22 protein-coding genes are annotated in these 26,924 nt (G+C 58.2%); 7 read left to right on the top strand and 15 right to left on the bottom strand.

From position 1 onward, the window contains the following. The first annotated feature begins 6 nt into the window (after window positions 1–6). Genes QSJ80_RS12085 through QSJ80_RS12075 form a run of 3 tightly spaced genes read left to right on the top strand, consistent with a single transcriptional unit; the run spans window position 7 to window position 3,991 of the window. A complete protein-coding gene (locus QSJ80_RS12085; RefSeq protein ID WP_285764718.1) occupies window positions 7–1,614 on the top strand; it encodes an acyl-CoA carboxylase subunit beta in 1,608 nt (535 codons plus the stop codon). A 44-nt stretch (window positions 1,615–1,658) separates the two neighbouring features. Further along, complete coding sequence (locus QSJ80_RS12080; RefSeq protein WP_285764717.1) at window positions 1,659–2,819, top strand: acyl-CoA dehydrogenase family protein; 1,161 nt, start codon at window positions 1,659–1,661, stop codon at window positions 2,817–2,819. 2 nt (window positions 2,820–2,821) lie between these two features. Further along, window positions 2,822–3,991: an acyl-CoA dehydrogenase family protein gene (locus QSJ80_RS12075; RefSeq protein ID WP_285764716.1), complete on the top strand. Its 1,170-nt coding sequence runs from the start codon at window positions 2,822–2,824 to the stop codon at window positions 3,989–3,991. A gap of 50 nt (window positions 3,992–4,041) precedes the next feature. Here QSJ80_RS12075 and QSJ80_RS12070 read toward each other — a convergent pair whose 3' ends face one another. Next, window positions 4,042–5,508 (bottom strand): alanine/glycine:cation symporter family protein, encoded by a 1,467-nt coding sequence (locus tag QSJ80_RS12070; protein ID WP_285764715.1) that lies wholly within the window; start codon window positions 5,506–5,508, stop codon window positions 4,042–4,044. Window positions 5,509–5,735: 227 nt separating this feature from the next. Between QSJ80_RS12070 and QSJ80_RS12065 the strand changes: the two genes are divergently transcribed. The 3 genes from QSJ80_RS12065 to QSJ80_RS12055 all read left to right on the top strand — a co-directional run bounded on the left by QSJ80_RS12065 (window position 5,736) and on the right by QSJ80_RS12055 (window position 9,003). Then, window positions 5,736–7,703 carry a S9 family peptidase gene (locus tag QSJ80_RS12065; RefSeq protein ID WP_285764714.1) on the top strand — a complete coding sequence of 656 codons (1,968 nt, stop codon included), beginning with the start codon at window positions 5,736–5,738 and terminating at the stop codon, window positions 7,701–7,703. Further along, the gene (gene greB, locus QSJ80_RS12060) at window positions 7,696–8,199 is read left to right on the top strand and encodes a transcription elongation factor GreB (RefSeq protein ID WP_285764713.1); all 504 of its coding nucleotides are present in this window, start codon (window positions 7,696–7,698) and stop codon (window positions 8,197–8,199) included. Before QSJ80_RS12065 ends, greB begins: the two co-directional genes overlap by 8 nt. 78 nt (window positions 8,200–8,277) lie before the next feature. Continuing rightward, a complete protein-coding gene (locus QSJ80_RS12055; protein ID WP_285764712.1) occupies window positions 8,278–9,003 on the top strand; it encodes a hypothetical protein in 726 nt (241 codons plus the stop codon). An 84-nt stretch (window positions 9,004–9,087) separates the two neighbouring features. Here the strand turns inward: QSJ80_RS12055 and QSJ80_RS12050 are convergent, their stop codons facing one another. From QSJ80_RS12050 to QSJ80_RS12040, 3 genes are read right to left on the bottom strand one after another with little or no spacing between them, the layout of a single operon-like run. Further along, window positions 9,088–10,245 (bottom strand): acyl-CoA dehydrogenase family protein, encoded by a 1,158-nt coding sequence (locus tag QSJ80_RS12050; protein ID WP_285764711.1) that lies wholly within the window; start codon window positions 10,243–10,245, stop codon window positions 9,088–9,090. A gap of 15 nt (window positions 10,246–10,260) precedes the next feature. Next, a complete protein-coding gene (locus tag QSJ80_RS12045) occupies window positions 10,261–11,190 on the bottom strand; it encodes a DMT family transporter (RefSeq protein ID WP_285764710.1) in 930 nt (309 codons plus the stop codon). Between the two features lie 46 nt (window positions 11,191–11,236). After that, window positions 11,237–11,740 carry an Lrp/AsnC ligand binding domain-containing protein gene (locus QSJ80_RS12040; protein WP_285764709.1) on the bottom strand — a complete coding sequence of 168 codons (504 nt, stop codon included), beginning with the start codon at window positions 11,738–11,740 and terminating at the stop codon, window positions 11,237–11,239. A 148-nt stretch (window positions 11,741–11,888) separates the two neighbouring features. On the opposite strand from QSJ80_RS12040, the gene putA reads away from it, so the two are divergent. Further along, window positions 11,889–15,101 (top strand): bifunctional proline dehydrogenase/L-glutamate gamma-semialdehyde dehydrogenase PutA, encoded by a 3,213-nt coding sequence (putA, locus tag QSJ80_RS12035; protein WP_285764708.1) that lies wholly within the window; start codon window positions 11,889–11,891, stop codon window positions 15,099–15,101. 79 nt (window positions 15,102–15,180) lie between these two features. On the opposite strand, the gene QSJ80_RS12030 is transcribed toward putA, so the two are convergent. The 11 genes from QSJ80_RS12030 to QSJ80_RS11980 form a co-directional block, all read right to left on the bottom strand. After that, window positions 15,181–16,134: an AgmX/PglI C-terminal domain-containing protein gene (locus tag QSJ80_RS12030; RefSeq protein WP_285764707.1), complete on the bottom strand. Its 954-nt coding sequence runs from the start codon at window positions 16,132–16,134 to the stop codon at window positions 15,181–15,183. Then, window positions 16,134–16,670, bottom strand: a complete 537-nt coding sequence (locus tag QSJ80_RS12025; RefSeq protein ID WP_285764706.1) for an ExbD/TolR family protein — start codon at window positions 16,668–16,670, stop codon at window positions 16,134–16,136. Before QSJ80_RS12025 ends, QSJ80_RS12030 begins: the two co-directional genes overlap by 1 nt. Before the next feature lie 14 nt (window positions 16,671–16,684). Continuing rightward, complete coding sequence (locus tag QSJ80_RS12020) at window positions 16,685–17,194, bottom strand: ExbD/TolR family protein (protein WP_285764705.1); 510 nt, start codon at window positions 17,192–17,194, stop codon at window positions 16,685–16,687. 11 nt (window positions 17,195–17,205) lie between these two features. Next, window positions 17,206–17,880: a MotA/TolQ/ExbB proton channel family protein gene (locus QSJ80_RS12015; RefSeq protein ID WP_285764704.1), complete on the bottom strand. Its 675-nt coding sequence runs from the start codon at window positions 17,878–17,880 to the stop codon at window positions 17,206–17,208. 95 nt (window positions 17,881–17,975) lie between these two features. After that, window positions 17,976–18,314: a hypothetical protein gene (locus tag QSJ80_RS12010; protein ID WP_285764703.1), complete on the bottom strand. Its 339-nt coding sequence runs from the start codon at window positions 18,312–18,314 to the stop codon at window positions 17,976–17,978. After that, a complete protein-coding gene (locus tag QSJ80_RS12005) occupies window positions 18,311–18,928 on the bottom strand; it encodes a tetratricopeptide repeat protein (protein WP_285764702.1) in 618 nt (205 codons plus the stop codon). The genes QSJ80_RS12010 and QSJ80_RS12005 overlap by 4 nt, the downstream gene beginning before the upstream one ends. Beyond that, window positions 18,915–21,809: a hypothetical protein gene (locus tag QSJ80_RS12000; RefSeq protein ID WP_285764701.1), complete on the bottom strand. Its 2,895-nt coding sequence runs from the start codon at window positions 21,807–21,809 to the stop codon at window positions 18,915–18,917. The genes QSJ80_RS12005 and QSJ80_RS12000 overlap by 14 nt, the downstream gene beginning before the upstream one ends. After that, entirely contained in the window at window positions 21,806–23,671 is a 1,866-nt protein-coding gene (locus QSJ80_RS11995) for a hypothetical protein (protein ID WP_285764700.1), read from the bottom strand. Before QSJ80_RS11995 ends, QSJ80_RS12000 begins: the two co-directional genes overlap by 4 nt. Before the next feature lie 19 nt (window positions 23,672–23,690). Further along, on the bottom strand, window positions 23,691–24,212 hold the full coding sequence (locus tag QSJ80_RS11990; protein WP_285764699.1) for an AraC family transcriptional regulator: 522 nt from the start codon (window positions 24,210–24,212) through the stop codon (window positions 23,691–23,693). A 110-nt stretch (window positions 24,213–24,322) separates the two neighbouring features. Further along, the gene (locus QSJ80_RS11985; RefSeq protein WP_285764698.1) at window positions 24,323–25,339 is read right to left on the bottom strand and encodes an FAD:protein FMN transferase; all 1,017 of its coding nucleotides are present in this window, start codon (window positions 25,337–25,339) and stop codon (window positions 24,323–24,325) included. Window positions 25,340–25,348: 9 nt separating this feature from the next. Then, a complete protein-coding gene (locus QSJ80_RS11980) occupies window positions 25,349–26,920 on the bottom strand; it encodes a general secretion pathway protein GspF (RefSeq protein WP_285764697.1) in 1,572 nt (523 codons plus the stop codon). Window positions 26,921–26,924 lie beyond the last annotated feature (4 nt).

The raw sequence follows: 26,924 nt of genomic DNA, 5'->3' as shown, positions 1-26,924 counted from the left end.
CAATTCGTGCAGCCATTCGAAAGCCAGATCAACGCCGAATCGGCGGAGTTCGCCTCTAACCGCGCGGCCATGTCAGATGCGCTGGGAGCGATCGTTTCACTTCAGCAAAACCGCACCAAGAACGAAGAACAGCGCGCGCAGCGCTACCGGAACAGGGGCTGGCTGTTGCCACAGGAGCGCCTCGCAAGGTTACTGGACCCAGGCACCCCTTTCCTGGAACTCTGTGCCTTTGCCGGCTACGGCAGCTATGGCGATGAGGACGGCAGCGCCGCCGGTGGGGCAATCTGCGGCATCGGTACCGTGAGCGGTCGGCGTTGCCTGGTGCGGGTGGACAACTATGCAATCAAGGGTGGCACCATCACGCCGACCGGCATGGACAAGGCGTTACGCATGCAGCAGATTGCGATGGAAAACCGCTTGCCGTTCGTTACCCTCGCGCAAAGTGGCGGTGCCAACCTGATGTATGCCAATGAAACCTTTGCCCCGGGAGGGAGGGGTTTCGCAAACCAGGCACGCATGTCTGCCGCCGGTATCCCCCAGGTTACCGTAGTACACGGCAGCGCCACGGCCGGTGGCGCCTACCAGCCCGGGCTCTCGGATTATGTCGTACTGGTGCGACAGCAGGCCACCATGTTCCTGGCAGGCCCTCCACTGCTCAAAGCAGCAACCGGAGAGGAAGCCACCAGTGAGGCGCTGGGCGGCGCGGAGATGCATGCGAGTATCGCCGGCACAGGAGAATACCTTGCCGAAGATGATGCCGATGGCATCCGTATCGCGCGGGAAATCCTGGCAAGCCTCGCGCCATTGTCGGCAGCAGCCCCTGCCCCTGTCGAGGACCCGCCGCTCTACCCTGCAGAGGACCTGCTCGGCATTGTCCCGGCGGACACCAAACAGCCTTACGATGTCAGGGAAATCATTGCGCGTATCGCCGATGGCTCCCGTTACCTGGACTTCAAACCCGAATACGACCGCCAAACCGTGTGTGGCCATATTCACCTGTTCGGTGCACCGCTGGGGGTGATTGGCAATAACGGACCAATCACATCCGCGGGCGCCACCAAAGCCGCACAGTTCATCCAGTTGTGCGAACAGAGTGATATTCCGCTGCTGTTCCTGCATAACACCACCGGGTTTATGGTCGGCACCGAGGCGGAACAGTCCGGCATCATCAAGCATGGATCCAAGATGATCCAAGCCGTTGCCAATGCCAGTGTACCCAAGCTGAGCATTGTCATTGGCGGCTCATACGGCGCTGGCAATTATGCGATGTGTGGCCGGGGTTTTGACCCGCGCTTTATCCTGGCCTGGCCCAACGCCCGCACCGCTGTCATGGGTGGCGCTCAGGCTGGCAAGGTGATGCGCATTGTCACCGAGCAGAAGATGGAGAAGGCAGGCCAGGTAGACGAGGCCGCATTGTCCAAACTCGAAGCCGATACCGCAGCCTTCCTTGACAGCAGTGCCACCGCACTCGCCTGCTCCGCGCGACTCTGGGACGACGGCATTATCGACCCCCGGGATACGCGCAAGATTCTGGGCATGCTGCTTTCGGTTTGCAGGCAAAGCACTGAAATACCCGCGGGCAGGAAAAATACGTTCGGGGTAGCCCGCCTCTAGAATCAAACCACGCTACAAGTCTCCCAAAGACAAGAGGGAAAACCATGTTGTTTACCAATGAGCACGAACAGCTGCGACGCACCGTCAGGCAGTTTGTGGAACAGGAAATCAATCCCCATGTCGAGGAATGGGAGCGCGCAGGCCGCTTCCCTGCGCATGAGCTATTCCGCAAGCTGGGTGAGCTTGGCCTGCTCGGCATTTCCAAGCCCGAGGCCTATGGCGGACTCGGGCTGAACTTCAGTTTTGAGGCGGTATTCCTCGAAGAGCTCGGTGCGGCCTGGTGCGGCGGTGTTCCGCTTTCCATCGCGGTGCAAACCTCCATGGCAACCCCGGCACTGGCCAATTACGCCAGCGACGCCCTGAAAGACGCATTTCTCGCGCCGGCAATTCGCGGTGAAATGGTGGCCGCGATTGCGGTTTCCGAACCGGGCGCGGGATCGGATGTCGCCGCCATCCAGACCCGGGCCCGCAAGGACGGTGATGACTATGTCATCAACGGCAGCAAAATGTGGATCACCAATGCACCCTGCGCCGATTTCTTCTGCGTGCTTGCCAACACTGGTGAAGGCAAACCCCATGAGAACAAATCCCTGATCGTGGTTCCAGCAAAGACGCCCGGGCTCAGCATCGGGGAAAAACTGGATAAGCTCGGCATGCGCAGCTCCGAGACAGCGCCGGTCTACTTCGATGATGTGCGCGTACCCCAGGCGTATCGCATCGGTGATGAAGGTGCGGGCTTCCTGCTGCAGATGCTGCAATTCCAGGAAGAGCGGCTCGCAGGTGCCGCCATCTCAATCAAGGGCCTTGAGTCCTGCATCAGTGAGACCATCGAATACACGCGCGAACGAAAAACCTTTGGCGCTCCGCTGCTGGATAACCAGTCCATCCACTTCACGCTGGCCGAGCAGCAGATGGAAGTGGAGGCTCTGCGCGCACTGACATACAGTGCTATCGAGGCCTATACCAATGGCCAGGATGTCACCACCCTCGCCTCCATGGCGAAACTCAAGGCTGGCCGACTCGCGCGCACGATACCGGATCAGTGCCTGCAGTACTGGGGCGGCATGGGCTATATGAACGATACCCTGGTGAACCGGCGCTACCGCGATTTCCGCCTGACGCCGGTTGGTGGCGGCGCGGACGAAATCATGCTCGGGATCATCTGCAAGCTCATGGGCATACTGCCGCGCAAGCGCCGGGACTGAACATGTTCGACATAGACGCAACACGCCCGGCAAGTCCTTTCTATCAGGAATCCCACCAGCAATGGCGCGAACAGTTGCGCAAGTTCGTCGATCGGGAAATCATGCCGCACATCAATGACTGGGAAGAGTCAGGGGAGCTGCCGGATAGTCTCTGGCATAAAGCCGCCGACATGGGGCTACTGCAGCAAGGCTACCCGGAAGCCTTTGGCGGCATTTCTGAGGGCATCGACAACTTCCACATGATCGTGACCGCGCAGGAACTCGCCCGCTGTGGCGCCGGCGGGCTCTATGCAACCCTGCTGGTGCACGGCATCGCCCTGCCACCGGTGGTGCACTACGCGAGTGACGCCACCAGGGATGCCGTCATCCCTGCGGTGCTCGATGGCCGCGCGCATATCTCACTTGCGATCACCGAACCCGGGGGCGGTTCTGACGTGGCCAACCTGCGCACCCGCGCGGTCGCGGATGGTGACGACTGGATAGTGAGTGGTGAAAAAACCTATATCACCGGTGGCATGCGCGCGAACTGGTTTACCACAGCAGTGCGAACGGGCGAGGATGGCCTGGAGGGCATTTCCCTGCTCCTGATTCCCGCTGACGCAAACGGCGTCAGCCGCACGCCACTCGACAAGAAACAGGGCTGGTGGTGCTCCGATACGGCCACTATTCACTTCGATGAAGTCCGGGTGCCCGCCACCAACCTGGTCGGCGAGGTAAACCGCGGCTTCATACCCATCGTGCACAACTTCAATCATGAGAGGCTCGCCATCGCGGCTTCCTGTATTGAATATGCCCGGGTCTGCCTGCAGGACGCAATCGACTGGGCAGCTGAACGCGTAACATTCGGTCGCCCACTTTCCAAACGCCAGGTTATCCGGCACAAATTCGCAGAGATGCTGCAACGTATCAATGCGAGCCAGGCCTACCTTGAGCTCTGCGCTTGGCAAGACATGCACCTGCAGCTCAAGCCGGCCGATGTCGCACTGCTAAAGGTACAGGCTACGCAGACCATGGAATATTGTGCGCGCGAAGCCATGCAGGTAATTGGCGGTGCCAGCTATATCCGGGGCTGCCGCGTCGAGCGTATCTACCGGGAGGTCCGAGTCAACGCCATCGGGGGTGGTTCCGAGGAGATCATGCGGGACCTTGCGGTGCGTCAGCTCGGTATCTGATACCCGCAACCAATCCGAACGCGGCTCTGGAACCGACTCTGGAACCGACGCTACTTGCGGCCACCGTTCCAGACTTCCGTATCGATGCCCTTGATATTGTATTTGCTGGCATCGAACGACGGCTGATCGATCCCCTGCGCCAGTTGCTCTTCATAGTCCTTCAACAGCTTGAAGGCGACCCCGGACAGCAACGTAACCGCGAAGATATTCAGGGAGGCCATGAACCCCATGGACATATCGGCCATGTTCCACAGCAATGCGAAGTTGGCACTGGTGCCCGTGTCTGCAACGTAGGCGCCAAACAGGATGAACCCGATAAACAACGCACGGTAGATCCAGATCGACGCCTTGCTGTGCCAGATGAAGTAGATATTGGTTTCGGCGTAATAGTAATTGGCGATGATGGAAGTGAAGGCGAAGAAGATCAGTGCCAGCGCGATAAAATCTGCACCCCAGCCACCGACCGCATCACTCAGCGACTGCTGTGTCAGGGTGACACCCGCCACTTCGCTGGTTAGGTAGGCGTCAGAGAGCAGTATGATCGCCGCCGTAGCTGTACAGATCATCAGCGTATCCAGAAATACCGAAGCCATCTGCACATAGCCCTGCACCGCAGGATGCTTGACATCCGCCGCTGCCCCCGCATTGGGGGAACTGCCCATGCCGGCCTCATTGGAAAACAGCCCGCGCTTGATCCCGCTCGCAATCACCGCGCCAAAGGTGCCCGCCCCCGCTTCCCGAATGCCGAATGCATTGGTGACAATCTCCGCAAGTACCCCCGGCAGCTTTCCGATATTCAGGATGATGACCAGAAAGGCGATAGCCAGGTAGCTCAGCGCCATTACCGGCACTACCAGGCCGGCAAACTTGCCGATGGACTTGATCCCGCCAAACACGATCAGCGAAGCGAGAACCGCGATAATGACACCTACCCACATGGGGTCTGTGCCCCATGCCTCGTTGATCGCGTCCGACATGGAATTTGACTGGATCGCGTTGAAGAAAAACCCGAAGCTGATGACCAGGAAGATCGAGAAGAGTACCGATAGCCATTTCCACTGGTGTCCCAGCCCCTTGTCGATGTAATAGGCCGGCCCACCCCGGAAGGTGCCGTCGACCTCACCCTTTTCCTTGAATGCCTGGCCGAGCGTATTTTCGATAAAGCTAGTGGCCATGCCGACAATGGCAACCATCCACATCCAGAAGATGGCGCCCGGCCCACCCGCGGTGATTGCTACGGCCACACCTGCGATATTACCGGTGCCGATTCGCGCCGCAGCGCTGGTCGCGAACGCCTGGAATGAGGACACTCCCCCCTCATTCTCTGCCTTGAAGCTCTGGCGCATCACATGCATCAGGTGCCCGAAGGAACGCAACTGGATAAAACGCGTCTTGACGGTGAAGTAGAAACCGATGGGCAACAGCGCCACAATCAGGATACCCAGCCACCAGATGCCACCGATCCCGCCCCAGGTAATGGAGTTGCCCCATTGGACAATATGCGAGAGTGTTTCCATCTTGGTCTCCAGGCCCCTGTGGCGCGCACCTGACAGGCAGGCGCACGCCCTGTTGCGTAAACGCACGCAACATGACTATCACACGTACAGCAGTCGATAGGACTGCGGCGCAATTAACTGGCGCGCTATAAACCTTAGCCTAGCAGCCCGCCGCAGGGGGATTGAGCCCCTGCCGGCGGACGGGCAAAATAGCCGGACAGAATCCGTGCCTGAATCAAAGTACACTTATGGCAAAGCTCGAAAGCAACCCATCCGATGCGCCTTACGGCAGCTGGCAGTCCCCTGTCTCCGCGGACCTGCTCGCCGGCGCACAGGTCCGCCTCGCAGAGACCCAGATGGTGGAAGACCGGGTCTACTGGCTGGAAACCCGCCCCGCCGAAAAGGGGCGCTGCGTGCTTGTAGAGTTTCGTGATGGCGAGTTTCGCGACATCAATCCGGCGCCCATCAGCATCCGCTCGCGCGCACACGAATACGGCGGTGGAAGCTACCTGGCAACTGCCGGGGAGGTTTTCTTTGTCGCGGGTGAAGACCAGCGCATTTACCGCCTGGCACTGGTACCGGGCGCCGTTCCGGAAGTGCTAACGCCGGAGCTCGAGTGCCGCTATGCGGACCTTACCCTGGATCCGCACCGCAACCGTTTACTTGCCGTGCAGGAACTTGCCGGAGATACCGCACATACAGAAGAAAAAGCGCGGCTCGTTGCCATCGACCTTGCCAGGCCGCAAAGCGCACCGGAGGTGCTTGCAAGCGGCGCCGACTTCTATTCCACGCCGCGCATTTCGCCGGACGGTATGCATTTTGCTTTTTTGCGCTGGTATCACCCCAATATGCCATGGGACGGAACCGAACTTGTTCTCGCAACGCTGGACGCCAAAGGCGCCATCAAGAGTGAACAGGTCATTGCCGGAGACAGTAACGAGTCCATTTTCCAGCCGGAATGGTCGCCACGGGGGGAGCTGATTTTCGTATCGGACCGCAATGACTGGTGGAACCTGTACGCCTGGCGCAATGGTGAGTGTTCCTGCCTGTGGGAACGCCCGGCAGAGTTTGCCACACCGCAGTGGGTATTCGGCATGCGCACCTACGGGTTTACAGGTGAGAACGAAATCCTGTGTTGCTTTACCGAGGATGGCAGCTGGTCACTGGCCCGGCTGAACCTGCGCGATGGCAGCCATGCCATGATCGAAAGCGATTGCCGCGACATACAGTCGGTCAGCTGCAGTCACGCCAATGGTGCGTTTATCGGCGGTAGCGCAACCAGCGCACCTGCCATTTACCGGCTGCACCGTGACACGCCACAACAACCGCAGCCGATTCATTCCAGTGCACGCTTCGAGATAGATCCCGGTTACATTTCCGTCGCCGAGCCCGAAACGTTCGACTGCAACGGGCGCAAAGTGCACGGTTTCCATTACCCGCCAACAAACCGGGATTACCGCATCCGCCAAGACCAGGCACCTCCGCTCATCGTCCTGAGTCATGGCGGCCCCACCGGTGCAACCGAGACTGGTTTGAACCTGAAAATCCAGTACTGGACTAGCCGGGGTTTCGCCGTTTTCGATGTGAATTACTCGGGCAGCACCGGTTACGGCCGCGCCTACCGGGAGCGCCTCGCCGGCAACTGGGGCATCCTCGATGTGGAGGAGGTCTGCGCTGCCGCCAGGATGCTGGTTGAGCGAGGCCTGGCGAACCCGTCGCAGCTTGCGATCAAGGGCTCGAGTGCCGGCGGCTACACCGTACTGGCCGCCCTGACTTTCCACGACACCTTTAACGCCGGCACAGTGCTTTACGGCATCGGAGACCTTTCCGCACTTGCGCAGGACACGCACAAGTTCGAGTCACGCTACCTGGACAAACTGGTTGGCCCCTGGCCCGCGGCTGAGGAAACCTACCGGGCGCGCTCGCCGATCCACCACATTGAAAAACTGGACTGCCCGGTGATTTTCTTCCAGGGACTGGAAGACAAGGTTGTCCCGCCGGCACAGGCACAGACGATGGTGGAAGCACTGCGCGCAAAGCGGATTCCGGTTGCCTACGTACCCTTCGCGGAGGAAGGCCACGGATTCCGGCAGGGCCAGAACATCAAGGCGGCGCTCGAAGGTGAGCTTTATTTTTACAGCAACCTGTTCGACTTTCCGTACACTGGCCCAAAGCCGGATATAGAAATACAGAATGCGGAGTTTCTCCGTGGGTAGGTGGCGCCCGCCGCGCAGGCGCGGCTCTCCCTACATCACTCCCGAAGGTGCAGCGCGCATGCAGCACGAACTGGTTCAGCTGTGGAAAGTGGAACGCCCCAAGGTCACGCAGACGGTCCACGAGGCCGCAAAAAACGGGGACCGTTCGGAAAACGGCGATTACATCTATGGCAAGAAGCGTCTTCGCGAGATTGATTCCCGGGTTCGCTTTCTCAACAAGCGCCTGGAAGAGCTGAATGTGGTGGACCGCCCCCCTGAGGACACCAGCAAAATCTATTTTGGCGCCTGGGTAAAACTGGAAAAAGAAGACGGCTCTCTCGTCGAGTACCGCATCGTCGGCCCCGACGAATTCGACGTCGCCAGGGGCCTTATCTCCATGGACTCACCGCTCGCGCGCGCACTCCTCGGCAAACAGGTCGATGATGACATTGTTGTGCGTACGGAAGAGTCTACACAGGAATATTTCATCGCCGATATACGCTACCCGGAAGCCTGACCCGGCGTGAAAACACGCCGGGTTAAACTCTCCTATAGTTTTTTAGTTATTTGTTGAGAAGTAAACTGGCGAAGTAGTATGCGACAAGGATTGTCCCGCGCCTGTGCCTGCGTCTGTGCCTGCACGATCCCCCTCCTCTTCTGGCACGAGCACTGTATCGCCGATATCACCGATGTCGACAAGATCTATACCCCCCATGTAGAGGCAGACGAGCGTGAGATTGAATACCGCCTTGTCTTTGACGATGACGCAGATGCCGAGGAGCAGGCCTTCCACAAACTGGGCTATGGCCACGCCCTGAATGATGACTTCCTGTTTGAGTTCTATGCCATTGGTATGGATACCAAGGGCGATGGGCTCGACCTGACCGGATTCGAGGCGGAGTTGATCTGGCAGCTGACGGAACATGAGGGCCCGGGGACCAACTGGGGCGTACTGTTCGAACTGGGTCGCAACACCGAGGAAAACGAATGGGAGCAGCGTACTGCCCTGCTCGCCATGCATGAGACCCACCACTGGGCAGCGGTTGCCAACCTGTCGCTGGAGTATGCCTGGGGCAGCGGCATTGAAAACGAATGGGAAGCGGGGTTCGCCGGGCAGCTACGACACCAATACAGCAAACACTTCAAACCAGCGCTGGAGGTCTATTTCGCCAAGGACCAGAAAGGCGCGGGCCCTGTCCTGCTGGGGGAATATGACGTATCCGAAAGCACCGCAGTTGAGTGGCAGTTCGGAGTGATCTTCGGCATGGACCAGGAGACACCGGACCGGCTCTGGAAACTGATATTCATGCTCGAATTCTAAAAGAGGAATGCACAGGTGCCCGCCACTCCTGACGGGCTCCTGGTCAATGCCCTGGTCCTGCTCACTGCAGGACAATTCAACAGATCAGCGCACACCCTGCAGCAGGTGACGGGCAATGATCAAACGCTGGATCTCACTGGTGCCTTCGTAGATGGTGGTAATACGCACGTCACGCGCCATACGCTCCAGCGGATACTCCTTGGTATACCCGGCACCACCATGGATCTGCAATGCGAGGTAGCAAGCCTCATTGGCTTTCTCACTGGCAAACAACTTACCCATTGAGGCGGTAGGCCCGAATGGCAGGCCCGCATCCTTTTCCCATGCAGCCTTCAACAGCAACAGCCGCGCTGACTCGAGCTCGGTGTATTTATCAGCAACTTGCCACTGTAAGCCCTGGAACTGGGCCAGTGTCTTGCCGAACTGCTCGCGCTCCAGCATGTAGGCCCGCGCTACATCCATAGCCTCGAGGCCAATACCCAGGGCAAGGGAGCCAATGCCGATACGACCGCCGGCCAGTTCACCAGCGGCGATACGGAAGCCCTGGTTTTCACCGCCCAGCATATTGGCGGCCGGAACCCGGCAATCCTCAAAAGCCACGAAGTTGGTTACCGAAGCTTTCTGCCCCATCTTGTCCTCAGCCTTGCCGATGATCAGGCCCGGGCTACCCGCTTCCACCACGAAACAGGAAATACCCTTGCCTTTGGGCGCACTGCTGTCGGTCACGGCCCAGACCACAAAACACCCGGCGTATTCACCGCTACTGATATACAGCTTGCTGCCATTCAGTATGTAGTCGTCACCATCGCGGACTGCACGGGTGCGCATCGCCGCGGCATCGGATCCGGAACCAGGCTCAGTCAGGCAAAAGGCACCGGCGGCATATTCGCCACTGCAGATCTTCGGCAGGAAATACTCTTTCAACGCATCCGAGCCAGTCGCCTGAATTACTTCCGCAACCATATTGGTCACCGAAGTGGTGGTTGCCGTCGACGCGCAGCCGCGGGCCAGTTCGGTAATTGCCAGGCTGAAGGCCAGCGTACCCGCACCGGTGCCGCCGTATTGCGGATCGATATTGAGCCCCATAAAGCCAAGCTCTGCCAGCTGATTCAGGCGGTCCAGCAATAACTCTCGATTACCAGTCTTGTCCAGCTCGGCCGCGATCGGCTTCAGCTCATTGTCAGCAAACTGCCGTGCAGTATCCTGAATCAGCTGTTGTTCTTCTGTAAGCGCAAAATCCATAACAATACCAACTGCCTATTTATTTCTCCGGCGAAGCTGCTGCAGCGCCACACCGGCAAGAATGAATATCAGCCCCACGCCAGTGGAGGCCTTGATTTGCTCACCCACGATCAACGCGATAAGCACCAGGGAAATCGGCGGCGACAGGTAAATCAGGTTACTGATCCTGGCCACATGTGATGTATTGGCCAGCGCCGCCTGCCAGAGCAGGAAAGAAATGCCCATCTCGAACAGACCAACGTAAACCGCAGCGAGCCAGCCTTGTAGCGGCATCCAGCTCCAGTCACCGGTGACGGTAAGCGCTAACACGAGCCATGGCAGGCCACACAGGAAACATAGCAACAGGTTTACCGCCGGCACACCCCCCATCCGCGTGTTCAAAAGCCAGTAAGAGGCCCACAGCACAGTACTGGCCAGCGCAAGTGCAACGCCGACAGGTGCATCGAACTTCAGCCCCAGCAGATCGCCGCCCGTTGCAATTACCAGTACACCAAAATAACTGATCAGGCAGGCGGCAAGGTCACGCCCGAGCAATCGGTTGCCGAGCACCGGCACCGCCAGCAGTGCCATGGTGACACCCCAGGAATAGTTCAGGGCCATGGCCTGTTGCGCGGGCAATAATTCGTATGCGGAAAAAAGGACGAAATAATAAAGAAACGGGTTGACGAAACCCAGCACCAGGTAGAACCGCCAGTTTTTCTGCCAGGCCACGCGCACATTTGGCAGTAGCCCCTTGCGCATCACCGCAAAGGCCAGCACCAGCGTGGAGACCAGCGATGCGACGGCCACCAGCTGCAACGGTGACTGGTAGCCGAGCGCGACCTTGAATGCACTCGCCACCGTCGACCAGCCCAGCACAGCCGCCAGGCCATAGATCAGAGCCCTGCGCTCGCGGTCCCTGCCGCCCGCCTCTGCTGCAGCACTACTCACCGGCGAAACTGCCATAGCAACCTTTCCTGTTCGTCAGTCAATTGGCGAGATCGCACTATGACTAGCGCTTGCTCTTGCGTGGCTCCGGATCCGGTACAGCGACAGAGGTCTCACTCTTCACTTCCTGGATTACAACGTAGGTATGGGTCTCCCGCACGCCGGGGATGGACCCCAGCTTTTCACCGAGGAAACGCCGGTACCCCATCATGTCCTTGATGCGAATCTTCACCAGGTAGTCAAAACCGCCCGCCACCATATGACATTCCTGGACCTCGTCGAGCTCGGAGATACGCCGGTTGTACTCTTCCAGGGAGGCGGTATCAGTGTTGGTCAGCGTCACCTGGATATACACTACGAGGCCAGCGTGGACCTTGACAGGATCCAGAATGGCCGCATAGTCACGGATAAAGCCCTCTCTCTCGAGGCGCTTGACGCGCTCAAGGCACGGCGTGGGACTCAGGTTTACCCTGCGCGCCAGTTCTACATTTGCCATGCGCCCTTCCTTTTGCAGGATGCGCAGAATTTGCCGGTCTATCCGGTCCAGGTCTTCCAAAGCTCTCGACATAGCAATATACCCTGCTGGCCTTTAGGAACATGAGCACTATATTTAACCACACTTTTTCCCATTATGGGGATTAATTCTGAGGCTGATACGGCATAATCCAGACCAAAATCCTGTTTGTGTTTTCAGGTTTTGCCACACGGAGCGTGAAATGCCCTACCAGTCAGCAAATGTCATCATCAAGAGTGAGCGTCAAGTGCAGTCCCAGAAAGAATCCATCTTCGATGCAAAAGTACCGAATCTGAATGACCTGAGGGAGCGCGTGCGCGATTACCTGCACGCCGATGAAAACCAGTGCGTTTCAGAACTCCTGACCACCCGCAGGCCCTCAGACAGCCAGCGTAGCGAGATCCTGAAAAAGTCGCGTGACCTTGTACACAAGTCGCGTGAGCACCGCAGCAAGCGCGGCATGCTGGACGCGTTCCTGCAACAGTTCGGGCTCTCCAATAAAGAGGGGGTTGCCCTGATGTGCCTGGCAGAGTCACTCCTGCGCGTGCCAGACGCCGATACGGCTGACAAGCTGATCGCCGAAAAAGTCCACTCCGGTGACTGGAGCAGCCACCGTGGCCAGTCCGATTCCCTGTTCGTGAACGCCTCCACCTGGGGCCTGATGCTCACCGGCGGCATCGTGGAACTCGACCCGGACATCACGGAAACCCCATCCCACTGGATGAAGCGCCTGGTCAGCCGCATGGGCGAACCCATGGTGCGCACATCCATGATGCAGGCCATGAAAATCATGGGCGGCCAGTACGTACTGGGCCGTACCATCGAAGAGGCACTGAAGCGCGGGCCGGCAGAGAATGTACCGGGCACCCGCTTCTCCTTCGACATGCTGGGCGAAGGCGCGCGCACCATGGCAGACGCCAAACGCTACTTTGACGCCTATATGGATGCGATCGAAGTCATTGGCAAGAGCAACAACAAATCCAATGTCGCCGATGCCAACGGCATCTCCATCAAGCTTTCCGCCCTGCACCCGCGCTACAGCTACCTGCAGCGTGAGCGCGTCATGGTTGAATTGCTGCCGATGGTGAAAGCGCTCTGCGCAGCGGCGGCCCGCCATGACATGGGCCTGAATATCGATGCCGAGGAAGCAGATCGCCTGGACATCTCCCTCGACATATTTGAAGCACTCGCCCGTGACAATGACCTTGCCGGCTGGCAGGGCCTGGGCTTTGTACTGCAGGCCTACCAGAAACGTGCGCCGCGTGTGGCGGAATGGCTGATTGCACTGGGCCGCGAAACCCAGCGCAAACTCATGGTACGACTGGTGAAAGGCGCCTACTGGGACAGCGAGATCAAGCATGCCCAGGAAATGGGCCTGACCGACTACCCCGTGTATACCCGCAAGTGCCACACAGACCTTTCTTACCAGGTCTGTGCACAGATCCTGCTGGAAGCGCCGGACGCAATCTATCCGCAGTTCGCAACCCACAACGCCTATACCGTGGGCCTGATCCTCGAACTGGCGGGCAATCGGGACGACTTTGAATTCCAGCGCCTGCACGGCATGGGCCACCTGCTCTATGCCCAGATCGAGGCCGTCCAGGGTCGCCAGCTTCCGGTGCGCGTGTATGCACCGGTTGGTGCCCACAAGGACCTGCTGCCGTACCTGGTACGTCGCCTGCTCGAGAATGGCGCCAACAGCTCATTCGTGAATCGCTTCATGGACGAGAAGACTCCGGTGGACGAACTGGTCCAGGACACCATCAAGCTGAGCGAGGCCTGCGACCCGTACCGCCACCCGCAGATCCCGGTACCGGCGGATATCTATATCGGCCACGAGCCGCTTCCGCGCAAGAATGCAAAAGGCCTGGAACTGACCGACGAACGCGACTCGGATCCGCTGCTCGCCTATGTCGAGAAGAATGCGGGCAAAACCTACAAGGGCGCGTCCATTATCAATGGCGTGCAGCAGGGGGGTGATACCGAAGTACGCAGCCCCGCCACCGGCGAGCTGGTCGGCGAAACTGGCAATGCCAGCAAAGAACAGATCGACCTGGCGCTCAAGGCCGCGAACTCCGCCCAGGTTACCTGGGACCGTCGCGGCGGAGAGGCACGGGCTGCAATTTTAGATGCCGTTGCCGACCTGTACGAAGCCCACACCGACGAACTGATTGCCCTGGTCTCCCGCGAGGCAGGTCGTATCCTGAACGACGGCATCAGCGAGGTACGGGAGGCGGTGGATTTCTGCCGCTACTATGCCAATCTGGCGCGCCAGCACTTCGCCAAACCGATCGAGCTGCCGGGGCCGACCGGCGAAGCCAACCAGCTAAGCCTGCATGGGCGCGGCGTATTCGTTGCCATCAGCCCGTGGAACTTCCCGCTGGCGATCTTTACCGGCCAGGTTGCCGCCGCCCTTGCCGCGGGCAACGCCGTTATCGCCAAGCCGGCGGAGCAGACGCCGCTGATTGCCGCGCGCGCCGTGGAATTGATGCACAAGGCCGGCATACCGACAGATGTGCTGCACCTGCTGACCGGCGAAGGCGCTGCCGTGGGTAAACCCCTGCTGGACGACCTGCGTGTGAGTGGCGTGGCCTTTACCGGCTCCACCGAAACCGCAAAAGTCATCAACATGCAGCTTGCCGCGCGCGATGGCCAGATAGTGCCGTTGATTGCAGAAACCGGCGGCCAGAACGTGATGATCGTGGACTCCACTGCCCTGCCCGAACAGGTGGTGGACGATGTCATCAACTCTGCGTTCCTGAGTGCCGGCCAGCGCTGCTCTGCCCTGCGCATCCTGTGTGTGCAGGAGGAAATCGCGGATAACCTGCTGAAGATGCTGGAAGGTGCCTGCCAGGAGCTGGTCGTTGGTGATCCTGCCAAACTGGCGACAGACATTGGTCCGGTCATCGACAGCGACGCACAGCAAATGCTGTTCCGCCACATTGACCGCATGAAGCGCGAAGCCAAGACCGTATTCGCCCTAGATGGCGACAAGATCCCTTCGCAAGGTACTTTCGTCGGCCCGCACGTGTTCGAGATTGCGGACCTGAACGTGCTGGAGCGCGAAGTGTTCGGCCCGATCCTGCATGTGGTGCGCTTCAGGGCGAAGGATCTGGAAAGCCTGATCCAGCGGATCAACGATACTGGCTACGGCCTCACCTTCGGTCTGCACTCGCGTATCGAAGGCCGTGCTGACGCCGTCTTCAAGCGTGTGAAAGTCGGCAACTGTTACGTGAACCGCAACATGGTAGGTGCGGTGGTCGGGGCCAACCCGTTTGGCGGCCAGGGCCTGTCGGGAACCGGCCCGAAAGCCGGCGGCCCGCACTACCTGTTCCGCTTCGCCACGGAGAAAACCAAGACGGTCAACACTGTGGCCACCGGGGGTAACACCCAGCTGTTTACCCTCGGACAGTAGCTCCACTCAAGGGCATCAGCGCCCAAACAAAAAAAGCCCGGCACTGCCGGGCTTTTTTTATTGCTGCCAGGAAAATTCCTCAGGAAGGCAGGAAGTCGAACGAATAATTCAGCGTTGTCACGCCAACATCCATTGCACCGAAGTTGATGAGGCGGATACGCGCCAGCAACTTGCGCTCAACGCCTGAATCACCCAGCTCACTCTGCACAACCTTCACACCCGACAGGGAGCCATCCGGCTGGATTACCATCTGCACTGTAAGCTTGCCAGCCAGGGCCGGATTCCTGCGCAGCGCGCGATTGTAGATCGCGAAGATCGCACCCTTGTTCCGCTCGATCACCTGACGAATGGATTCATCCGTACGGGCAGACTGCTGCTTGCGGGCTTTCTTGACCTGCTCTGCAGCGACGCCACTGGCGAGATCGCTCTCAACCACCGTCGTCTCCCTGCCGGCCAGCGCCACGCCACCGGTATCAGTGCTGAGACCACCGGTATTGACGCCGCCACTGACGGTGCGTGACTTGTCACTGATCATATTGCGGTTGAGCTTCTTAGCCGTGGCATCGCCACGGGTCAGGCTCTTGCTCGCAATATCACTGACATTGACTGCGTCGCGCATCGCCAGCAGGTCATCCTGGAACTGCAGGACGCCGCTCTTTTTGGCCTTTTCCCGTGCCAGTTCCACTTTGGCCGGTTTTGGCTTCGGCTTTTCCACCTTGGGGTCAGGCTTTTTCTCCTCCGGTTTCTTTTCCTCAGGCTTTTTCTCTTCCTTCGGCTTTTCCACCTTCGGCTTGGGCGCGGGCTTTGGCTTGGGCAACTCCTTCTTCTCCAGCACCACTTTGGCCAGTTGCGGCGGCAGCTTTTCTGCCTGCTCCCGACTCAATTCCGGTACCGGTACGAAGGAAATTACAACCGCCAGCAACGCAAATGCGATCAGGCTGCCACGAAGGATACGCTGAAAACGCGAGTCCTCCTCGTGAGAGCCAGGCCACGCCAGTGAAGCGTAGCCGCCTTGCGGATAAACAGACTGCATTATCCGGCCTCCAGCTCAGTCACCGGCGATTCGCCCTCGATAACCTGCGCTTTGGTCTGACTGACTGCAAAGGCGATATCACGATAGTCGGCATTCGCACAGGTATTCATGATCTGCTTGAGCAGCGCATACGGCAGCTCCTTGTCGCCCATGATGGTGATACTGCGGCCTTTTTCCTGGACTGTTGCCGAAGGCTTCCCCGCACGGCTCGCCAGATACTTCAGCTCAGCTGAGAGCGGCTCGATCTCATCGGCATCCTGCGGCAGCTTGCTGATTTCGGCAATCGCACGGTCACCCACAAACAGGTGGTCCGCACTGACCCTCACAACGACAGTCACATCGGGCTTCTCGGTAGCCACCGAATCTGGCAGCTTGATGGACTTGTCCGTCTGCAGGATTTCCACATCTGAAGAATTAAACAACAGGAAGAACACGAGGATGGTAAAGATATCCATCAGGGAAACCAGGTTGAGTTTGGAATTCCCACCTCGCCTCGCTCTTCTCTGGGCACGCTTCGCGCGCAATTCCGTGTTCAAAATCTATTCTCCGCTTACTGCTCGGGGGCGGCTGGCTCAGGGGCGTCACCCAGTGACACTTCCGGGAAAAGCTCGGCTTCCACAACGCTCGTTACCACGACCGCCTGATAGCTGCGTACTGTGTCCATCGCGGACACCAGTGTCTGGTAGCTGGTATCAGGTTCGGACAGCAACATCACATCTTTCTTGTCTACGCCCTTTTCCCTTAACTGGCGCTTCACTTCCTGAAGTACCAGCGACAGTGCCTTGAACTGGGGCTCGCCCTCTACGTGCTCGATTCGACGCACACGCAGGCCGGCCGGGTAGTTCACATCGATATGTTCATCCCGCAACACCACCTCCAGCAATTTGCTTTCCTCATCACTGGAGCTGCCATCGGAAAGCGGCGGCAGGTTCAATTTGAGGATCGAAGTGTGCGAAAAAACCATGCTCAGCAGCAGCACCGGAACCAGAATAATCATCAGGTTCATAAAGGATGTGATATCCAGGTCGGCCTCAGCATTAAATCGACGTCGGATTCTCATATCGCACCCAATCAGGCTGTCGCGGTGGCACCTGAGGGTGCAGGTGCGGCATTGCTGGTTGCGGCACCGATACGGGACAGCAGGTTCAGACACTTCACACCGGCCATTTCCAGACCATCAACAATCTCATTGGTCTTGGTTTGCAGCATGGTGTGGAACAGCAACAGCGGAATCGCTGAAGTCAGGCCGAATGCAGTGGTGTTCATTGCCACGGAAATACTGGCAGACAACAGCGAAGCCTTTTCCGTAGGATCGGCATTCGCTACCGCAGTAAATGCCGCAATGAGGCCGATAATGGTACCCAGAAGGCCCAGCAGGGTCGCGATATTCGCAAGGGTAGCAAGGTAGCCGGTGCGCTTTTCAAGGCGCGTCATGCTCTCCATCACGCCCTCCTCCATCACGTGCTCGATGTCCTCGCGACGGCGGGAGTACTGCATGCTCTCCACACCCGAAGCAAGCACCGCACTCATGGATGAGGTGTCATCCCTGGCGACTTTGAGGACGCCGGAGAAATTTTTCTTCTGCAGCATCGGCATGATCGCTTCATAGGCACGACGATTCTTACGCTGCGAGGCATTCAGGAAAATCCAGCGCTCGATGACGATCGCAAGCCCGATGACTAGGACCAGCGCGATCGGGTACATAAACAGGCCACCGTCCTGGAAAAAACGCAAGATTGTATTCATAACTTCCTAGCTCTTGAGTTATTGGTTGTATGTTGTGGATTAAGCGTTATTGGTTGTTAGCTACTTGAGTAAATGTTTGCAGTAAATGCCTGCAACTACTCAGCGCTGTCTTTGTCTTTATTTAGCACTGCCTGCGCGGCCGTCGCCGTGATCTCTGTCCGGTATTGGACTTCGCGCTGGAACTCTCCATATTCCTGATGACCAAAGACCTCTTCCGCAGTCACAGCCAGGCTGCTGGGGATCTTTTCCAGGCTCGTCGATTTCTGCCACGGCACTATGTAGAGAATCTTGGGTTGCTCGACATTGCCCGTGATCGTGGACTCCATCGTCACAACCTTGTCTTGTGCGAACGCCGGGGCAGCTGCGCAAAGAGCAATACCCAGCAACAACGTGTGCCGACGCGCCGACTGCAAGAATTTCAGTTCCGATCTCATTGCTGCACCCGCCTCTCGACTTCGACAATCCAGTTGTTTAGCTGCTTGTCTTCATCCTCCGCCTGCGCCTTGGCGGTGCGGAAGTGATTGAGCGCTTTAGCGGGTTGATTCAGGTACAGGTCATACAGAATGCCCAGGTTGCGATGCGCATCAGCGTAAGACGGCCAGATGGCCAGTGCCGCCTGGTAACTCTTTTCCGCATCTTCGAATCGGCCATTTTCTGTCTGCAGGACTGCAAGCTGGTTATAGGCAAATACATTCTTCGGGTTTACCGAAATTGCCTTACGCAGCTTCTGTTCGGCTTCCTGTGGTTGCTCCAGCAAGCCGTGCACAATCGCGGCATTGAGGTAGGGACCGGAAAGGTTCGGGTATTCAGTGCTGACCCCATCAAGGATTTCCAGCACTCGCACAAGCTCTCCAGACTCCTTGGCGGTCTTGGCCTCAGCCATTCGCGCCAGTACAGCTTCCGGCACCGCCACTTGCGACTGCAGGTACGGGTTGGCCACCTTGACTGTTGAAAACTCGGCAGGCGCCTGGGGCTTGGTGGCAACCTGGCCACAGGCGCTCACCAGAACACCTGCGGTGCAAAGCAATAAAAACCTAGTAAACTTCATCGCTCCACTCCAGTGCTTTTTCCTGCTTGTTGTAACGGACCGGCAGCAGCTCACGCAAAGACGCCAGGCTACGCTTCACCCACTCGTCGTACACACCCTCGGCAGTACGCAGCGCATTAACCTGGTGCAGCTCGATGGCAGACTCCTCGAAGGGATAGGCCTGCTCCTCGAGCAGGATTTCATACTGTTCCAGCTCCAGGTCGGACAGGTTACCGGGGCGCTCGCTATCGAGGAGGTCCCGACTCAACTGCTGGTAAATTTCGGCAATTTCGAAGTTTGCGCGTGTTGCAAACGCCTGGATACCGGAGTCCATGACCTTGCGGTTATCGGCCACTGCTACTTCCATCGCGCGCTTCTTGTCTTTGAGGCTCTTCTGCAATGGCAGTGTCAGCTTGATAGCCCGGAACTTCTCGTAGCTTTGCGCCGCCAGGTCACTTAGGGCATAGGCTTTCAGGTACTGCGCACGATCTCCCTCACCCTTGTTGGCCCCAAGCTTTTTCAGCCAGAAATTGCGCTTGTACACATCTCCCTCGGCCTCGTAAAGATTAACCAGCTTGAACTGGACCTCCAGTTGCTGGTCCATCGGCTGCGGGTAGGCATGGCTGTAATCACGATACAGGGCGATCGCGCGCTTGATCTCCCCTGCCTTCTCCAGGTGCTCGGCCGCAACCAGACGTGCTCCTCGACGGGTTTCCTCATCGACATCGCTGTCTGCATAGCGCACCAGTTCACCGGCCGCCGCAACCCAGTCACCGCTGCCTTCGTGGGCAAGGATCATCTTTGGCATCAGCGTGGCAACCAGCTTGTGTTTTGGATAGCGCATGCGGAAATCTGCCACTTCGGCAATCACACGTCCCCAGTCCTCGAGCTCCAACAACAGGTTGATAGCATCGTACTGCGCTGCGGACGCGGTCGGACTATTGCCTGCCTGCCGCACCCGCAACAGTTCAGCAATCGACTCTTGCTTGTTGCCCGCGGCCAGCAATTCCTGTGCCTGCTGGTAAATGGCAACCTGGAGGCGCTCTACGATATCCGCCCTCTTCGTGGCCTTCAGGTTCGGCAGCGCCAGTACATTACTGTACGCCGCTTCGGCTTCGGCGAAGGACTGCAATTCGAAATGGCTGTGCCCGACAATCAGGTACAGTGTTTCTTTCTGGCCTGCACGCGGCGCCGGCTGCCAATCAAGTGCTTTACCGGCAGCCTGCAGCGCCGGCTCATAGGCATTTTTTCGGAACAGGTTGTCCGCAGCACCGATCAGCACCGCCAGCGCCCTGGCGTCTTCCGGGAAGGTATCCGCAAACTTCAGGCTGGCCTCGGTCTTGATGTCCTGCCAGAGCGACGCCTGGGCAGCCGCATCTGATGCCGCCATCCTGTCGGCCGCAAGAATGGCGGCATATCCGGCCTCAGCGGCCCGCTGTTCTGCCCCCTGCTTGCCAAATTCGTAGGCGACTCGGTCGTATGCCTTGTAGGCGCGACCGTGGTCACCTGCCTGCTGCAGTGCTTCCGCACTCAGGAAAACCATTTCTGGCGTAAGCGTATCTGCCGGGAACGTCTCGGCAAACTGCTCGTAATAGCCTGCCGCAGCCAGGTAGGCGGTACGTGCGCCGGCTTTGATCCTGGCGTCGGCACCTTGTCGTTTGCCGCCCGCGCCACTGAGTGACTGCGCACGCGCATGCTCGAACTTCGCCAGCTCCTGCAGGAATGCGTGCAGTGTGGCCTGCAGGCCCGAACGCGCATCCGCTGTTGCTGCAGCCCAGTACGGGCTATGAATACCGTAATTTTCTACGTAGGTTTTCTTGGCCGGAATCAGTTTGGAAGGGAAGTTCCCGCGCCGATACACTTCAATGGCGGCAAGGTGCAGGCCCGGGGCCGCTTCAGAAACAGGATAGTGATTCACGTAGGCCAGGTAGGTATTGGCGCTGTCTTCGTAGCGCTCTTTCTCCAGATACCAGTCACCCAGCGTCTTGTACAGGAGGGAATGGAATTTTCTCTGGCTACCGTTTTTCGCAATACCCTCAAGCTGCTCCCAGCCTCCCAGATAGTTGAGGCTCATGGCCAGTACCCTGAGGCTGTCGTCTACCAGGCGCTGCTTACCGCTTTCCAGCTCTTCAAAGGAACCGCCTTCTGCCAGATAGTCCAGCAGGCGAACAAATCCCTGCGCAGCCGGACGATAATTCTGGGATTTGAACTGGGACCAGGCAAACATGTACTCCGCGTTAGTACGAAAGACGGAGTTCCCCTGGGATAGAACAGACCAGTAGCCCTGTGCGGCCGCGCGATAATTCTTTGCATTGAAATCGGCTTCCGCACGCCGGAATAGCGTCTCGACAAAGAATGGCGACGCTTTTTCCACTTGCTGCACCTGGCCAAGCGCATCCAGTGAGCGCTCCTGGTCACCCTGCATTGCATAGGCCTTGGCCAGCTGGTAGTTCAGGTAGGCAAGGTCAGACTCGGAGCCACCCGCTTGAGCGGTTTCACCTAGCACCGCGCGATATTTCTCGATGGCACTGTCAAATTTTACAATTTGCCCCGGGTTATCGGCCTGCAACTGCTCCAGCCGCTCCGCCTCCAAGTCCGCGAGGCGCAGGTTGATCAGGCGCCTGGCCGCAGGATCCGTGGTGTTTGCAAGCGCGGTTTGATAACTGTCCTGCAGGCTGGAAACATCCAGCGTGGGCAGCTGAACCTCCGGCTCCTCCGGCAGCTCCACGATTGCGAGATCCGCCAGGGTCTGTACCTGTTGGGACGGACAGCCCGCGAGGGCGAGGGTGACCGCTCCAATTGCAACTGCCAACACGCAGCGGCCGCTAGCGGTGCGACTAAACACCATCGACTCTTTCAACTGGGGCGTGCCTTCAAAATCCTTATTCACACTCTTGCTCACTGCATACCTCCGGCCTGCGACGCATCATAGATTCTCGCTATGGCAAGCTGTGACTGGCCGAGATAGTCACGTAATTTTTTTGCCTGGGATTGCACCTCGCCCACCAGTGCCGCTCGCACCCGCTTTTCATGCTGGCCAATGGCCTGGGCCAACGCCTCTTCCTGTGTCCGAAGTGTGGATTCAGCCTGCTGGATCTGGGTACGCTTTTGTTGAATGCTGGGGGCAGTTTCGGCGATCTTCTTTACGGATCGATAAAGCTCGCGCCCTTCCTGAACGGATGAGATTAAGGCCGCGGCCTGTTTGCGTGCCTGCCAGCTTCTCTCGCTGAACGCTTCGCTCGCATTCCAGAGCAGAATGCCACGCGCGCGGCGAATAGTCAGCAGCTGCTCTTCCGAGGCAGCACCCTGCCCGGCCAGCTTTTCATATCTCGCCTCGGCTTCATCCACCATGGACAACAGCTCAAGCATCTCAACGTCGTCCACCAGCGCAAAGTAATCGCGGCTTTCATTGATGCGCTTTATTTCGGCGAGCACCGTCTTCAGTGTTTTCTCCTGAATATCCAGGACCGCATCGAACTGGGCACTCTCGTAAGTCTTCAGGGTCCGTTCGCGGCGGGCTTCACGCTCTCGCAGGTTGTCTGCAAAAAACGGTAACTTCTCCTGCCAGTCCTGTACTACGGCCTGCATCTGCAACAGATTCTGCAACTCGCGGTATTGAAGACGGAACGTATCGCTCAGCAGGACGGGCGACAGGTAAAAGTGATTTTTGACAATGACGGACGGGAATGAAAGTGTCTGCGTAGAGCCATCCGGGCCTGTGGCATATTCAAACTCGGCCTCTCGCAGGCCAGCCTCCAGTTGCTCCAGCTCTCGCAACCCTTGCGAATATTTTTCCGCAGCGCGCCTGTACGCCGCGAGTGCCAGGTTGGGTCGCTTGAGCTTCTCATAACTGTATGGCAGTGCAAAAAGCGCCTCCTGAACCTGAACCGAAAGGGCCTCCCGCTCCGTCAGGTGCTTGAGTACGCCCGCCGCCTGCAGGTACTCGCCGTCACTCGCGGCTGCCCACGCGAGGCCAAGCATGGCCTTTTCTGACCACGGCGTATTCAGGCGCACTGCCTGAAATGCCTGTACAGCAGGCATATATTGCTGCATGAGCGCCAGCGCAAAGCCATTACCCATATTCGCCTTGTCCTGGAGCACCCGCGCCTCGGCGGAATCCAGTTCGGCAACAATATCCAGTGCCTTGCGATAACTAATGGTTGCCGCAGCAAAGTTGCCGACCCGTGCCCGAGCGCCGCCCAGGTTGATGTAGGCCAGCGCGCCGGCCTCATTGGGCAGCAGCGCGGTCTGGATCAATCGTTCGGCGGTTTCCAGCTTGCCTTCTTTCAGGAGCAGATTGAGGCGGATTTGCACTTCACGCCGTTCCGGGTCATCCAGTGCACGACCGCTGATGCGCTCCAGGAACTGGTAGCTTTCCCCGAACAGGCCCTCGCGATAGGTGTGATCTGCGATATTCAGCCAGGCATTATCAGTAAACCTGGAAAGCAGTGCTGACTGACGGGAGGAAATTTCGAACTGCTTCTGAAAAAGCTCCGCAGCACGCCGGTCAAGGCCAAACTCGAGACTGAGACCACCCTCGATCAGCTCGGCACTCTCCCCGTGCACCGGAAGCTGGCCGCGCTCCTGGGCCACCATCAGTTTACTCAGTGCATTGAAGTGGTTGCCCTGGTAGTACTCGAACAGGCTCGCCCCGTACCACAGGTCCTGTGCCGCAGTGTACTTCTCATTCTTCTCTGCCGCCTGCAGGGCAGCCGAAGGGAGCACCAGGGCGGCCAGGGATATTACAAAACCGAAAAACCGCACGTTTAATTCGCCTGGTAACTTAAGGGGTTTGCCATTTGACCACAGAGAAATGGGTCTGCTCTTTGCTTGCCGAGTCCGCGATGCGAAGTTCGATTACCGCCGGCTCATCGTTTTTATCCACCACCAAGGTTGCCGCGCGCTTGTAGTCGCGCCCCTCGGGGCCCTTGCCGGTGAAATAGGCCGTTACCTCGTGCTTGCCACGCGGAAGGTTGCCCTTGAAAAACGGGTGCATACCGCCACGAGCGAGCGCCGTGAGCTGGTGATTGGTGTAGAGGTGTGATGCAACAAGCTTGTTGTTGATATGCAACTTGATGCCTTCCAGCTCAAAGAAGGTGCCGACGTCCATGGAGACATAGACAGAAACCTGGGTTTGCGCCGGATACAGCAGGTCTTCTTCAAGGATCAGCAGATCGCGGTTGAGCTTGAGCACCTCTCGCTTCAGTGCTTCAACCTGCTCACCTGTATTATTTTCGTTCGCATATGTAATCGCACTAGCGGATACCAGCGCGAAAACAGACAACAGCTTAATTAATGTCCGCATTACATTCCTACTAAAATACTCTTGTGTCGCCAATAGTTTGTCACACGCTGTGGCGCAATGAATACTTCGTATGGGCCCCAAAAAAAGTCGATAAACTCAACAACCAAAAATTATTGCTTACTCGCAGGTAATTGCTCAAGTCCACGACTGAAATAAACTTTGCGATCGCTGCCGATTACCATCGCTTCTACGCCGTCAAGTCGATTAACCAGGGCCAGCCCCTTTTCCCTGCCAAGCACAAACAGCGAGGTCGACAACGGATCTGTATCGAATGCTTTTTCGCCAAGTACTGTCACAGCGATCAATTTATCGTCGCCCTCTTCCGTGGGCTCTGCAGTTTCGGGGTCGAAGATATGATGCAGGCGCCTGCCTTCCAGAATGAAATAGCGCTCGTAATCGCCGGAAGTGGAGATCGCAGTATTTTCCAGTGGCAGCAGCACCACGTTCTTTGACTTGTCTCGGGGGTGACGCACACCAACTACCCATGGCTCACCGCGCTTGTCACCAATCAGGCGACTGTCCCCGCCGGCGCTCACGCGCGCGTGCTTCACCCCCGCGGTCGCCAGCAGATCAACGACGCGATCAACGGCATAGCCCTTGGCAATGCCCCCGAGGTCGATACGGGTTGAGGGGTGGGCAAATCGGAGAGTGCGCGCAGCGCGGTCCAACTGCAAATTCCGGAAATCAAAGCCACCACGCGCGGCAGCGGTGGTTTCAGTATCGGGCTTGCTGCCCTCGCGGAAATCGTAGTGCCGCCCTACGGAGGCAAACGTAATATCAAATGCACCTTCGGTCTGCGCACTGAACCAGAGCGCCTTGTCGATTATTTGTACGAATTCCGCACTGATCTCTACCGGGCCTGACGCCGCCTCGCGGTTGACACGGGACAGCTCGCTGTCTTCCCGATAAGGCGAGTAACGCCTGTCGATACGACGGAATTCTGCCATTGCCGCATCCACCAGCGCGGCCGCGGCTTGTCCGCCACTGCCGCTATCCTCAAGCCAGAACTGCACTGTCACCTCTGTGCCCATGACTGGCTGACTGTCGTAATGCCACTCAGCCGATGCAACCAGGCTATGTAATATCAGGCAGGCTGCCGCAACAATTCTTGAGGGATACAGCTTCATCGTAAGAACCTACACGATCGGGGCAAACGCCGTCATGGCATCCATGGTCGCGGCATTCCCGAGACCATGCCCCGGGAACAGGCTGGCAAAGTTGCCCTGCTCGCCGTGCAGCGCCATATAGTTGAGCACCAGGGTTTCCACCAGCAGGTTGACGTTGTTCGCGGCCGGACTGGAGCCCGTTTCCACATCACCCGAGGCGCGCATGTATCCCAGCTGCTGGTGACGCGCCTGCTGCTCCGGTGTACCACCCAGTAACTGCGGCCGCCCGGCAGGGTTGTACACGAGGAAGAACGAGGCTGCAGTCTGCTGGTTATCTCCGGTCCAGACACCCTTCCCGCGCCCGTCAACCGAATCATCTGTCATGCCATTGGAGAATACCGAGCCGTCGCTGAAGACATAAATCATCAGCGGGCGCCCGATACGCGCTGCATATTCGAGGCAGGCACCAATACAGCGGCCGGCACGCAGGTCGCGGCGCTCGCCGGTGGCGCGGTCGCCGGTGTGGTAATCATAACCACCCATGGTGACAGTGCCCGCCCCGGCATAGCCGTTGACCACAAGCTTCATCATGGAAGCAGTCTTTCGGAACTCACTGTCATTATCGAATTCATCGATGGTGAAGATCCCGGATGGACCCACAATATCGGGATCCAGTACCGGATCCAGCGCCGATGGATCACCGAACCGATCGGCAAGATCGGCACTCTTCATGTAACCGCACTTCACCAGATCCTTGATCACCGCATCGCGCGTCACCTGGGTATTTACCCGCCCCAACTTGTTATTGGAGATACGATACATGGACTCCATCACTGCAACGGTATCGTCCTGGCTGAGCAGCCCTACCAGATCGCCAACATCCACCAGGCCGGTCACGTCACTGGGCCTGTCGACCTTGGTCGGACGCACCTCCGGGTTGATCATTGCCGCGGGCGCCATGGAATTGCCACCGGAATCACTGGTACGAGAACCACAAAGCGCCAGCAGAGAGCCGTTGGCACCGGCCCTGTTGATGCCATACATCGGATTGTGCGGATTATTACCGGTGTCATTTTCCGAACGAGCGGGAATCACCGCGCCGTTGGTCGCCAGGGCCGTGCCCCCCGCAACCTTGTCCAGGATCCCCTGCAACATACTGCTGTCACTGTGGAAGGCGAGTCCGAGTGTGGTATCGACAAAGTCACTGCCTCCGTCGACATTGGCAATCGAGGGCAACATATCGCCCGGGAGCCCCTGCTTGGAGTAGCCACTGGCGCTGAGGAAATCGAGTTGGCCACCGCCCTGCCCCACCAGCACATTTGAGCCGGCAATATTGGCCCCACCGGCGAGATCAAAACAGATAAACGGAATCTTGCCAGCACCGGTGGCGCTAACACCACACTGGCTGCGCAGAGCCTCCAGATCACTGGAAAGGCCGGCGTATGCCTTGTTCGGATTGGCGAACAGGGAAAATACAGAACCTCCGAACATGGTGCCAAGGCCCGCTCGCAACCCCATCGAGACAAAATCTCGACGGGTTACAGGCCTGTGATGATCGGGGTAGACGAGCGGCTCGTCCGGCTGAAAACTTTTCTTTTTCATAGTT

The organism is Biformimicrobium ophioploci, from assembly GCF_030270605.1.
Taxonomy (GTDB): Bacteria; Pseudomonadota; Gammaproteobacteria; order Pseudomonadales; family Cellvibrionaceae; genus Biformimicrobium; species Biformimicrobium ophioploci.
The sequence above is the reverse complement of the archived record's forward strand: the minus strand, read 5'-3'. Positions and strand labels throughout refer to the sequence as shown.